This window comes from Serratia sp. DFXYC6 (assembly GCF_057196085.1).
The window spans coordinates 1,166,264-1,177,669 of record NZ_JBXUNV010000001.1 but is presented as its reverse complement, the minus strand read 5'-3'; the positions used below and the strand labels follow the sequence as shown (position 1 = coordinate 1,177,669).

General features: G+C 58.9%; 11 protein-coding genes. 4 read left to right on the top strand and 7 right to left on the bottom strand.

Going from position 1 to position 11,406, the window contains the following annotated elements; genetic code table 11:
- Positions 1 to 18 precede the first annotated feature (18 nt).
- From AC2CGQ_RS05790 to yoaA, 3 genes are all read right to left on the bottom strand, one after another.
- On the bottom strand, positions 19 to 609 hold the full coding sequence (locus AC2CGQ_RS05790; RefSeq protein WP_075684569.1) for a Slp family lipoprotein: 591 nt from the start codon (positions 607 to 609) through the stop codon (positions 19 to 21).
- A 101-nt stretch (positions 610 to 710) separates the two neighbouring features.
- Complete coding sequence (gene tsaB, locus AC2CGQ_RS05785; protein ID WP_021503868.1) at positions 711 to 1,412, bottom strand: tRNA (adenosine(37)-N6)-threonylcarbamoyltransferase complex dimerization subunit type 1 TsaB; 702 nt, start codon at positions 1,410 to 1,412, stop codon at positions 711 to 713.
- Between the two features lie 79 nt (positions 1,413 to 1,491).
- Positions 1,492 to 3,408, bottom strand: a complete 1,917-nt coding sequence (gene yoaA, locus AC2CGQ_RS05780) for a DNA repair helicase YoaA (RefSeq protein ID WP_004932318.1) — start codon at positions 3,406 to 3,408, stop codon at positions 1,492 to 1,494.
- Positions 3,409 to 3,541: 133 nt separating this feature from the next.
- Between yoaA and AC2CGQ_RS05775 the strand changes: the two genes are divergently transcribed.
- The gene (locus AC2CGQ_RS05775; RefSeq protein ID WP_015378124.1) at positions 3,542 to 3,886 is read left to right on the top strand and encodes a RidA family protein; all 345 of its coding nucleotides are present in this window, start codon (positions 3,542 to 3,544) and stop codon (positions 3,884 to 3,886) included.
- 62 nt (positions 3,887 to 3,948) lie between these two features.
- Here the strand turns inward: AC2CGQ_RS05775 and mdtI are convergent, their stop codons facing one another.
- From mdtI to zwf, 4 genes are all read right to left on the bottom strand, one after another.
- Entirely contained in the window at positions 3,949 to 4,278 is a 330-nt protein-coding gene (gene mdtI, locus AC2CGQ_RS05770; protein WP_004932324.1) for a multidrug/spermidine efflux SMR transporter subunit MdtI, read from the bottom strand.
- Positions 4,265 to 4,633, bottom strand: coding sequence for a multidrug/spermidine efflux SMR transporter subunit MdtJ (gene mdtJ, locus AC2CGQ_RS05765; protein ID WP_004932327.1), 369 nt, complete (start codon positions 4,631 to 4,633; stop codon positions 4,265 to 4,267). Before mdtJ ends, mdtI begins: the two co-directional genes overlap by 14 nt.
- 552 nt (positions 4,634 to 5,185) lie before the next feature.
- Entirely contained in the window at positions 5,186 to 5,827 is a 642-nt protein-coding gene (locus AC2CGQ_RS05760; protein ID WP_075684568.1) for a bifunctional 4-hydroxy-2-oxoglutarate aldolase/2-dehydro-3-deoxy-phosphogluconate aldolase, read from the bottom strand.
- 153 nt (positions 5,828 to 5,980) lie between these two features.
- A complete protein-coding gene (gene zwf / locus AC2CGQ_RS05755) occupies positions 5,981 to 7,456 on the bottom strand; it encodes a glucose-6-phosphate dehydrogenase (protein WP_004932333.1) in 1,476 nt (491 codons plus the stop codon).
- A 447-nt stretch (positions 7,457 to 7,903) separates the two neighbouring features.
- On the opposite strand from zwf, the gene AC2CGQ_RS05750 reads away from it, so the two are divergent.
- The 3 genes from AC2CGQ_RS05750 (at position 7,904) to AC2CGQ_RS05740 (ending at position 11,375) form a co-directional block, all read left to right on the top strand.
- Complete coding sequence (locus AC2CGQ_RS05750; RefSeq protein ID WP_021503871.1) at positions 7,904 to 8,776, top strand: MurR/RpiR family transcriptional regulator; 873 nt, start codon at positions 7,904 to 7,906, stop codon at positions 8,774 to 8,776.
- A gap of 189 nt (positions 8,777 to 8,965) precedes the next feature.
- The gene (pyk, locus tag AC2CGQ_RS05745; protein WP_004932339.1) at positions 8,966 to 10,408 is read left to right on the top strand and encodes a pyruvate kinase; all 1,443 of its coding nucleotides are present in this window, start codon (positions 8,966 to 8,968) and stop codon (positions 10,406 to 10,408) included.
- A gap of 85 nt (positions 10,409 to 10,493) precedes the next feature.
- Positions 10,494 to 11,375 (top strand): leucine-rich repeat domain-containing protein, encoded by an 882-nt coding sequence (locus AC2CGQ_RS05740; RefSeq protein WP_015378126.1) that lies wholly within the window; start codon positions 10,494 to 10,496, stop codon positions 11,373 to 11,375.
- Positions 11,376 to 11,406 lie beyond the last annotated feature (31 nt).

Sequence of the window (11,406 nt, the reverse complement as noted above, 5' to 3'; positions counted from 1 at the left end):
GTTCACATCAAGCGTATGCTACTCGGTTACGATGGTTTGCACCTGTGCCGGGCCAGGGTTGTACCAGCCATAGCCTGCGCCCCAACCGGGTCCCCACGGACCTCCGCGCCAGCCCCAAGGGCCCATCGGCGCCGGCGGCATCACCACCTGCTGTACCAGATGCCAGCGCTTGAAACCTGTCACGTTCATCGTTACGAAGCGATATGGCGTCATGCCGATCCGTCCCTCTTTCAGGCCGGTGATAGGGCCGATGACGGTCACCAGCTGGCCTTTGAAATCGACCGGTTCGAGGAAGCCGTTCACCGTGGCCAGCAAGCGGCCGTTCGACGGTTCACCCAGTATCGGCCGTGCACCGCTGTCGAGCGGCACCGCCGCGATCTCCAGCAGCGTGCGCCCTTGTTCGTTGGCGACGTTCACCACGGTGCCGCCGAAGCGGGCTTCCGCGCCGGTAAACAGGTTCGGTGCATTTTGTACCGAGGAAAGCTGAGTCACCGGAGAAGGGCTGGAGCCTTTGATCGCATCCGGTACGGTGACGCACCCGGTCAGAACCAGCGCGCCGCAGGCGACGGCCAGCAGCGACAGCTTTTTACTTGCAGTGCGGATTAACATGGTCGCAATCTCCTGAAATGCCTGTAACTTTGACCGCGTTTCAGCGTTCAAGTTGCAGGCCTTCATCGCCCGGCATCAACATCAGCACAATAACGCCGCGATTACTCGCGGCCCGGCAGTTTTTTCCAGGTCACTTCATTGCGCAGATAGGTCGGCTCGGCGTTTTCCACCGCTACCGCCAGCCCTTCTTGCCAGTCCTGCAGCGCCAGCGGCAGCATGTCTTGCGCCTGCGGCAACAGCATCTGGCCATCGCGCACGCTCAGCGTGGAACCGTTGACCAGATCGGGGTAGGTTTGCCAGCCGGTGCCGACGTGGGCCCATTCGCCCTGCAGGCGCTGCGCACGCTCCAGCGCCTGCGCCGGCGACAGCACGGCCTCGCCTTCGCTTTCCAACCAGCGGCCGTCCGCCTGGCGTTCGAACTGCCCCCAGTAAACTTCACCCATGCGCGCATCGATCGCCGCCAGCACACGCTCCGCGCCGCTGACGCGCCAGGCGCCCTGCGCCATGGTTTGCAGCGTGGAGACGCCAATCATCGGCAGATCGGCGCCCAGCGCCAGGCCCTGAGCGATGCCGATGCCGATGCGCACCCCGGTAAAACTGCCGGGGCCGCGGCCGAAGGCCAGCGCATCGAGCTGGTTGAGCGCCAGGCCAGATTCCGCCAGCACCTGCTGCACCATAGGTAAAATACGTTGCGTATGCTCGCGTGGGCACAGCTCAAACAGGGCGTGGATTTCGCCTTGATTCCAGACGGCGACGGAACAGGCTTCCGTCGCGGTATCGATCGCTAAAATTCGCGTGGACATGCCAACCTCTGGCGGGAATAAAACTGGGTTTTTCATACAGGGCGCGCATTGTAGCACAGCCCCGTAAGCCCTTCATCTTTCACGTGGCCGACGTGTCGGCGGCCTGCAGGAAGGCGATTGCCTGCTTCAGATCGCGGGTGCGCGGCGTGGGCGGCAGGCTATTGAGGAACACCTCGCCGTAAGGGCGCATCACCAGACGGTTATCGCAGATCACCAGCACGCCGCGATCGTCGGTGTCGCGGATCAAACGGCCGACGCCCTGTTTCAGGGTGATGACCGCATCCGGCAACTGCACATCATTGAACGGATCGCCGCCACGCAGGCGGCAATCTTCAATACGCGCCTTCAGCAACGGATCGTCCGGTGACGTGAACGGCAGTTTATCGATGATGACGCAGGACAGCGCATCGCCGCGCACGTCCACCCCTTCCCAGAAGCTGCTGGTCGCCACCAGCAGCGCGTTACCGGCGGCGACAAACTGCGCCAACAGCTGGCCTTTACTGGTTTCCCCCTGCAACAGCACCGGCAGCGTCATCGTGGCGCGAAACTCTTCCGCCAGCTCACGCATCATCTGGTGCGAGGTGCACAAGAAGAAGCAGCGGCCGTTGTTGGCTTCGATTAATGGCCGCAGCATGCGCGCCAGCTGGCGCGCCCCGCCGGGCTGATTCGGCGAAGGCAAAAAGCGCGGCACGCACAGCAACGCCTGTTTGGCATAGTCGAACGGGCTCGGCAGCAGCAGCGTTTTGGCCTTGGTCAGTCCCAAGCGTTCGGTGAAGTGACCCAACTGATCGTTGACCGACAGCGTGGCCGAGGTAAAGATCCAGCTGCCCGGCTTCTCGTCCAGCATTTCGCGGAACCGGTCGGCCACCGTCAACGGCGTCAGCGCCAACACGAAGTGGCGCGAATTGCACTCATACCAATAGCTGTAGCCCGGCTCCGTCACCGCCTTGAGGCGTTTGAGACGCGCGCGGTACAGCGTGGCGCGCTCAAAGGCGGCGTCCAGCAGCGCCGAACGCCCCAGCGACAGCTTCATCACGTCGTAACACAGCTCCAGCGCGTCATCGAGCAGCAATAAAGCGCGCTGCACGTTCGGTTCCCCGAGCACATCGCGCAGATTGCCGCGAAAACCCGGCTCTCCCAGATTAAGGCGAAAATCTTGCGTGCTCAGGCTGAGACGGTCGGCGCTTTTTTGCAGTTGGGCGGCATCGCGCACCTCGGTGCGGTAGGCGATGGTGATGTCCTTCGCCAGATCCAACAATTGGCGGCTGGTGAGCTGCTGGCCGAAATACTGGCTGGCGATGTCGGGGATTTGGTGCGCCTCATCGAAAATCATCACCTCGGCTTCCGGGATCAGCTCGGCGAAACCGCCCTCTTTCACCACCATATCCGCCAGGAACAGGTGATGGTTCACCACCACCACATCCGCATCCATCGCGCGGCGGCGCGCTTTGACCACGAAGCAATCCTGATACAGCGGGCAGTCGCTGCCGAGACAGTTGTCATTGGTGCTGGTCACCAATGGCCAGACGAAACTGTCCTCCGCCACTTCGCTGCAGGTGCTGATGTCGCCTTCTTTGGTCTGCGACGACCACTTGCGCAGCTGCACCAAATCGATCAGCGTCTGCCCCGCCAGCTCCCCGCCGGCCATCGACTGTTGCTCCAGCCGCTCCAGACACAGGTAGTTGGAGCGTCCCTTCAGCAGCGCCAGCTTGCCTTTGTACTTCAGCGCCTTGGCGACGGTGGGCAGATCGCGCGCATACAGCTGATCCTGCAACGCTTTCGAACCGGTGGAGATGATCACTTTGCGATCGGCGCGCAGCGCCGGCGCCAGATAAGCGAAGGTTTTGCCGGTGCCGGTGCCGGCTTCCACCACCAGCTCCTGCTTGAAATTGATCGCCTCGGTGACGGCCTGCGCCATCTGCCGCTGCGGCTCACGCGGTTTGAATCCCTTGATAGCCTGCGCCAATGCGCCGTCTGTTGCAAAATCGTCTGTCACGCTGTCTCTCTGCCGGTGTCATTCAGCGGTGATTATGCCAAGCCTGCCGCCCGGCTACCACCCACTTTATCGCCGCGCTTTTTCATCACCGGCTGTGCTACCCTTAGCGGGACTATGATATGGAGATAAGCAAATGAATATCGAAAGAATTGATCCCGATCAGCGCTGGTCCGAAGCCGTGGTGCACAACGAGACCGTTTACTATACCAGCGTGCCGGAGAACCTGGATGATGACGCGACCGCGCAGACCGCCAACGCCCTTGCAGCCATCGACGTGCTGCTGGCGCGCGTAGGCTCGGATAAAAGCCGCATTTTGGACGCCACCATCTTCCTGGCCAATACCGCCGACTTCGCCGCGATGAACGCCGCCTGGGACGCCTGGGTCGTTGCCGGCAGCGCGCCGGTACGTTGCACCGTGCAGGCGCAGCTGATGAATCCGAAATATAAAGTGGAAATCAAAATCATCGCCGCGCTGTAAGCCTGAGCGCAGACGAAAAAAAACCGCAGACGGCAACGCCTGTGGTTTTTTATTGCCCGCTATCAGGACAGTTTAAGGATCACCATCCCCGCCAGCAACAGCGCCAGGCCGATCCAGCCTTTGGCGTTTAACCGCTGGCCGAACATGATCCAGCCCGCAGCGATAGTGGCGGCGATACCGAAACCGCCCCACAACGCATAAGCGATCGACAGATCGATGCCCTTCACCGCTTGCGCCAGGGCGCTGAACGCACCGAGTACCGACAGCAGCGACAGCAATCCCAGCCAAATTTTACGGAAACCGTCCGACATCTTCAGGAAGATATTGGCGATGATTTCCAGCACGATGGCCAATCCCAGGAACCCAATGTGGTACAACTCAAACTGTTGCATGGTTGTCACCTCGCGGGCTGACCTGTTTTCGCTCTTTGCGGGTACCGGATTTCACCAGCATGATACCGGCGATCAGCGTAGCCAGACCCAGTACCTTCAGCGCGGAAATGGGCTCGTCGAACCACAGCACGCTGAACAGGGTAATGAACAGAATGCCGATACCTTCCCACAGCGCATAGGCCACGCCCAACGCCACGCGTTTTACCGCTACTGACAGCAACACATAAGACGCGGTGATCATCACGTACATCACGATATGCCCGATCATGCCGCCATTGACGCTGGCGTATTTCATCGACAAGGTGCCGATGATTTCGGTCATGATGGCCAAACCTAAAAAGATCCAATAAATCATAATTTTTCTCCCAAACGGCGAATAACGCGCGCCAAGGCATATTTATCCCGATTTATCTCGTCGAACGGCCGCAGTACGGCGCGCAAGACGCAGAGATCCCTGGGGATAAACTGACCCAAACGCAAAAAGAATGTTTGCCCGGCTGAACGGTAGAACGAAGGCCTAAGCCCGCTACCTGCACCGGTTAAGGGAGAAAGACGCTATAGCTCGCTGCACCAGTGATGCTCACTGGCAAGGATCGCAGACAGGAAGAGTTGGCACGTAGAGGTTCTGAGGGTAGTTCCGTTAATAGTCATCATAATAGTTCTCTATTATCAGCCGCACACCGTGCGATTTGCCCAATATCCTCATAAAAGTAAAATTTTCAACTGAGATATTTTTACCACAGCCAAAATAAGAAAGCAAACTGCCGTTTTCATCAAAAAGCAGAAAAAAACGGGTTAAAAATAAGAAAGTTAATCGCGATAAAAATTAAAAAAGGCTCAACGGAGCGTTGAGCCTTGCGATATCCGCGGGTGAGCAAATAAGCGCCAACCCCAGGCCTGGCGCGGGTTACAACGCGGCGCCGCTGACGGCGCTGCGCGCCAGTTCAGTGATGCGCGCATAGTCGCCTTTTTCGAGCGCGTCCGCCGGCACCAGCCAGGAACCGCCGATGCAAAGCACGCTTTTCAGCGCCAGATAATCGCGGTAATTATTTGGCGTAATGCCGCCGGTCGGGCAAAAACGCACCTGCGGGAACGGGCCGCCGATCGCCTGCAGCGCCTTCACGCCGCCGTTGGCTTCCGCCGGGAAGAATTTGAATTCCCGCAGACCGTGATCCATGCCCTGCATCAGTTCAGACACGGTGCTGATGCCCGGGATCAGCGGGATGGGTCCCGCCGTCGCCGCCTGCAGCAAGGCCTCGGTCAGCCCTGGGCTGATGGCGAACTGCGCCCCGGCTTCGGTCACCTGCCGCAGCTGCTGCGGGTTGATCACCGTACCGGCGCCGATGATCGCCTCCGGCACCTCTTCGGCGATAGCGCGGATAGACTCCAGCCCGCAGGTGGTGCGCAGCGTCACCTCCAATACCCGCACGCCACCGGCAACCAGCGCTTTCGCCAGCGGCACCGCCTGCTCCAGCTTGTTGATCACGATAACAGGCACCACCGGCCCCGCCGTCAGGATCTGCTCGGCGCTGGTTTTCCAGTTTTTCATCGTTATTTCTCCATTACTCGCGGTTAACAATGGCACGCCCCTGCCACAGGGCTCCGCACAAATGCGCGGACGTCCGGCCGTACCGTAAGTGATGAGGCCCACGCGCAGATCGCAGGCAAAAAAAGCCGGCAGACAGGCTGCCGGCATTACGCATTATTCGAACTCGTTCCAGGAGCGGCCGTCGCGGGTGATCATCGCCACCGAGGCCACCGGTCCCCAGGTGCCCGCCTGGTAAGGCTTAGGCGCCTCGTTGTCGGCTTTCCATGCGTCCATGATGGAGTCGACCCACTTCCAGGCTTCTTCCACTTCATCGCGGCGCACGAACAGCGCCTGAATGCCGCGCATGGTCTCCAGCAGCAGGCGCTCGTAGGCGTCCGCCACGTGCTCCTGGTTAAAGGTTTCCGAGAAGCTCAGGTCCAGCTTGGTTGTCTGCAGACGGTGCTTGTGATCCAGCCCCGGCACCTTGTTCAGCACCTGAATTTCGATGCCTTCGTCCGGCTGCAGGCGGATGGTCAGCTTGTTCTGCGGCAACTGCTGGTAAGAATCGCTGAACAGGTTAAGCGGCGGGTTTTTGAAGTACACCACCACTTCCGAACATTTGGTCGGCAGACGTTTACCGGTACGCAGGTAGAACGGCACGCCGGCCCACTGCCAGTTGTCGATATCCACGCGGATAGAGACGAAGGTTTCGGTGCTGCTGCTCTTGTTCGCCCCTTCCTCTTCCAGATAACCCGGCACTTTCTTGCCCTGGACGAAGCCGGCGGTGTACTGACCACGCACGGTGGTTTCCCGGACATTGGTCTGATCGATGCGGCGCAGCGAGCGCAGCACCTTCACCTTCTCGTCGCGGATGCGGTCGGTGGTCAGATCCGCCGGCGGCGACATGGCGATCATGGTCAGGATCTGCAGCAGGTGGTTCTGGATCATGTCGCGCATCTGGCCGGCCTGGTCGAAGTAACCCCAACGCCCTTCGATGCCTACCTCTTCCGCTACGGTGATCTGCACCGAATCGATGGTGCGGTTATCCCAGTTGGAGGCGAACAGCGAGTTGGCGAAACGCAGCGCCAACAGGTTCAGCACTGTCTCTTTGCCGAGATAGTGGTCGATACGGTAAACCTGGGATTCGTTGAAGTACTCCGCCACCTGATCGTTGATCACGCGTGAGGACGCCAAATCGGTGCCCAGCGGTTTCTCCATCACCACGCGCGCCGGCTCATGGTTCAGCTTGGCTTCGCCCAGCCCTTTGCAGATGGCGCCGAAGGTGCTTGGCGGCATGGCAAAGTAGTTGATGGTGGTGCGGTGCTTCTGATCCAGCATTTTACCCAGTTTGGTAAAGTTCTTGCTGTCGTTGACGTCCAGGTTGCAGAAGTCCAGGCGCGCGCTCAGCGTGGCCCAGAGTTCGTCATCCAGTTTTTCCTTCATGAAGGTGCCAAGCGCTTCCTTGACCACTTCGGTATAGGCTTGTTTATCCCACTCCGCGCGGCCGACGCCGATGATCCGCGTATCCGGGTGGATGTGTCCGGCTTTCTCTAACTGGTACAGGGAAGGCAGCAGCTTACGGCGCGCCAAATCACCTTTCGCGCCGAAAATAACCAGGTCACACGCCTGGGCTGTAGAGGTTACCGCCATGTTCATCTCCTCGTTGCAGGATATTTGTAATTTTCTTACATTACTAATGTACTCTGTTTGACTACGGCCAGCAAACCCGGAGCAAAGCAGAAAAAAAGGCCTCAAGATTCCAGTGGAAAGCGCCAATGTACGCCAACGCCCTCACCACGGGCAAAACTGTAATTTTTCGTCTTTTTTGACGCTCTGTTACCATTATGAAAGTTAGACACAGGTCATATTCTGGTGAAAAAACCCTGCATACGCCGTGTCGAGACTGCCAACGGTTACCAGCACGTAGTATATTTTCACTAAACCGGCATTGATTTCTCCTTTGTTTGAAATCGACATACCCTATCGATTCCAGGTTACAGCCGCTCGTTTGGCGTCTGCTCGCACGGCGAACACGGGCGAAATTCGACGCTGTTGCTTGAAAGCCACAGGGATAAAACCATGAGTGACTCTCGTTATATGAATACGCTGGACAAAATCCAGAGCCATCTGGAACGCCTGAGCAAATCTGAAAGGAAAGTCGCCGAGGTGATCCTGGCCTCCCCGCAGACCGCCATTCACTCCAGCATCGCCACGCTGGCGCGCATGGCCGACGTCAGCGAACCTACCGTCAACCGTTTTTGCCGCCGCCTTGATACCAAAGGCTTTCCCGATTTCAAACTGCATCTCGCCCAAAGCCTGGCTAACGGCACGCCCTACGTAAACCGTAACGTTGAGGAAGATGACAGCGTCGATTCCTATACCAGCAAGATCTTCGAATCGGTAATGGCCAGCCTGGATACAGTAAAGGCAAATTTGGATATTGCCGCAATCAATCGTGCGGTTGACCTGCTCACCCAGGCAAAAAAGATCTCTTTCTTCGGGCTGGGCGCCTCCGCGGCGGTGGCGCACGATGCGATGAACAAATTTTTCCGCTTCAACATTCCGGTGGTCTACTTTGATGACATCGTCATGCAGCGCATGAGCTGCATGAACTCCAGCGAAGGCGACGTGGTGGTGCTGATCTCACACACCGGCCGCACCAAGAATCTGGTGGAGATGGCCCACCTGGCGCGGGAGAACGACGCCACGGTACTGGCTATCACCTCGCGCGACACCCCGCTCGCCCAGGCGGCGACCCTGGCCCTGCTGCTCGACGTGCCCGAAGACACCGACGTTTACATGCCGATGGTGTCGCGGATCGCGCAATTAACGCTCATTGACGTGCTCGCCACCGGATTTACCTTGCGCCGAGGGGCTAAATTCAGAGATAACTTGAAGCGGGTCAAAGAAGCGCTCAAAGAATCGCGCTTTGATAAAGGCGTGGTCATTCCCAACAGTTTTGATTCGTGACCCGACGAAGAAAAAATCGCCGTTCAACAGACATTTGAATGACGGCATCAGAGGCGGTACCCTGTTAACATGCTCATACGGGTAACCCGGGTGAAATATCAGTGTTGTAAAATTACATTTCACGCCTGGTTTCGTTATCCGACGTTATCGCAACACCAATATTTGCTTCACCAGTCAACGGAGTAATACATGTCCAGACGGCTCAGAAGAACCAAAATCGTTACCACCCTGGGTCCGGCTACAGACCGCGACAATAATCTGGAAAAGATCATTGCCGCCGGCGCCAACGTAGTTCGGCTTAACTTCTCCCACGGCAGCCCGGAAGATCATCAGGCTCGCGCTGACAAAGTGCGCGAAATCGCTGCCAAGCTGGGGCGTCACGTCGCTATCCTCGGCGATCTGCAAGGGCCGAAAATTCGCGTCTCCACCTTCAAGGAAGGCAAAATCTTCCTCAACGTGGGCGATAAATTCCTGCTGGACGCCAACCTGTCAAAAGGCGAAGGCGATAAAGAAAAAGTTGGTATCGACTATAAAGGCCTGCCAGCCGATGTGGTACCGGGCGACGTCCTGCTGCTTGATGACGGCCGCGTTCAGCTGAAAGTGCTCGAAGTTCAGGGCATGAAAGTGTTTACCGAAGTGACCGTCGGCGGCCCGCTGTCCAACAACAAGGGCATCAACAAACTCGGCGGCGGCCTGTCGGCCGAAGCCCTGACCGAAAAAGACAAGGCGGACATCGTGACCGCCGCCAAGATTGGCGTCGACTACCTGGCGGTCTCCTTCCCGCGTACCGGTGAAGATCTGAACTATGCCCGCCGCCTGGCGCGCGATGCCGGCTGCAACGCCAAGATCGTGTCCAAGGTTGAGCGCGCCGAAGCGGTTTGCACCGACGAAGCGATGGACGACATTATTCTGGCCTCCGACGTGGTGATGGTGGCCCGTGGCGACCTGGGCGTCGAAATCGGCGATCCGGAACTGGTCGGCATTCAGAAGAAACTGATCCGCCGCGCCCGCACCCTGAACCGCGCGGTGATCACCGCGACCCAGATGATGGAGTCGATGATCACCAACCCGATGCCGACCCGCGCCGAAGTCATGGACGTAGCCAACGCAGTGCTGGACGGCACCGACGCCGTCATGCTGTCGGCGGAAACCGCCGCTGGCCAATACCCGGCGGAAACCGTGGCGGCGATGGCGCGCGTTTGTCTGGGTGCCGAGAAGATCCCGAGCATCAACGTTTCCAAACACCGCCTGGACGTACAGTTCGACAACATCGAAGAGGCGATCGCCATGTCTTCGATGTACGCCGCCAACCACCTGAAAGGCGTCACCGCGCTGATCGCCATGACCGAATCCGGCCGCACTGCGCTGATGATGTCGCGCATCAGCTCCGGCCTGCCGATCTTCGCCATGTCGCGGCATGAGCACACGCTGAACCTGACCGCGCTGTATCGCGGCGTGACGCCGGTGTATTTCGACAGCCACAAAGACGGCGTGATCGCCGCCAATGAAGCCGTCAATCGCCTGCGCGACAAAGGCTTCCTGGTCTCCGGCGATCTGGTGATCGTCACCCAGGGCGACGTGATGGAAACCGTCGGCACCACCAATACCAGCCGTATCCTGCGCGTCGAGTAATCCACGCCGCAGACGACATGCCGGCCGGCTCACGTTGGCCGGCATTTTTTTTGCCCTGACACCGCCATAAACGACGGAGAACGCCATGCTCCACCAACGCAATCCAGCCTCGACCGGTGATGCGCTCGATCTCGATGGGCGCGGTCTGACGCAGCTCGACGAATCGCAGCTAACCGGCCACGCGCTGCGCAAAATCAGCCTGTACGACAATCTGCTGACGGCCTTCCCCGCCTCCATCTTGCAACACCGCAACCTGCAGGTGCTGAACATCTCCTGCAATCAGCTCGACCGCCTGCCGCCGGAGATTGGTCAGTTGCAACAGCTTGAGATGTTCGACTTCGGTCACAACCGCGCAAGCGAACTGCCTGAAACATTGGGGCAACTGCACCGGCTGAAATACCTCTACCTGAGCGATAACGGCTTTAGCGACCTGCCGCGTGCGCTGGCGCAACTGCAGCAGTTGGTTTACCTCAACGCGACCGATAACCAACTGACCGCCTTGCCGCAGGCAATACCGAGTCTGGCGGCATTGCAGGAGCTGCGTTTATACAACAATCGCATCGGCAACCTGCCCGGCGAAATCGGGCAGCTGCGCGCGCTGCGCGAGTTGCATATCATGAAAAATGCCCTGACCGCGCTGCCGGCGGAAATGGCTCTGCTCGGCGAGCTTGAGATACTCGATGCGGCCAACAATGCCATCACCGAACTGCCGGCATCCTTCTGCCGCCTGCCGCGATTGAGCGAGCTGAACCTGCGTTTTAATCAGCTGACGCGCCTGCCGGAAAATATCGGTGAGCTCACGGCGCTGAGAAGCCTGGATCTGCGCGCCAACCGCCTGAGCAATCTGCCGGAAAGCCTCGGTGAACTGAGCCGGCTGCGCAAGCTTGATCTGCGCTGGAATGATTTCACCCACACGCCTAAAATCGTCGACATCCTGCGGGCTCGCGGCTGTAGGGTGCACATCTGAAGAGACGCCGGCCGGGTTGTGGCCCTGCCGG

Coding starts and splice junctions, on each gene's coding strand:
- AC2CGQ_RS05760 (WP_075684568.1), bottom strand. CDS start 5,827: ATGAAAAACTGGAAAACCAGCGCCGAGCAGATCCTGACGGCGGGGCCG.
- tsaB (WP_021503868.1), bottom strand. CDS start 1,412: ATGTCCACGCGAATTTTAGCGATCGATACCGCGACGGAAGCCTGTTCC.
- zwf (WP_004932333.1), bottom strand. CDS start 7,456: ATGGCGGTAACCTCTACAGCCCAGGCGTGTGACCTGGTTATTTTCGGC.
- pyk (WP_004932339.1), top strand. CDS start 8,966: ATGTCCAGACGGCTCAGAAGAACCAAAATCGTTACCACCCTGGGTCCG.
- mdtI (WP_004932324.1), bottom strand. CDS start 4,278: ATGCAACAGTTTGAGTTGTACCACATTGGGTTCCTGGGATTGGCCATC.
- AC2CGQ_RS05775 (WP_015378124.1), top strand. CDS start 3,542: ATGAATATCGAAAGAATTGATCCCGATCAGCGCTGGTCCGAAGCCGTG.
- mdtJ (WP_004932327.1), bottom strand. CDS start 4,633: ATGATTTATTGGATCTTTTTAGGTTTGGCCATCATGACCGAAATCATC.
- AC2CGQ_RS05740 (WP_015378126.1), top strand. CDS start 10,494: ATGCTCCACCAACGCAATCCAGCCTCGACCGGTGATGCGCTCGATCTC.
- AC2CGQ_RS05750 (WP_021503871.1), top strand. CDS start 7,904: ATGAATACGCTGGACAAAATCCAGAGCCATCTGGAACGCCTGAGCAAA.
- AC2CGQ_RS05790 (WP_075684569.1), bottom strand. CDS start 609: ATGTTAATCCGCACTGCAAGTAAAAAGCTGTCGCTGCTGGCCGTCGCC.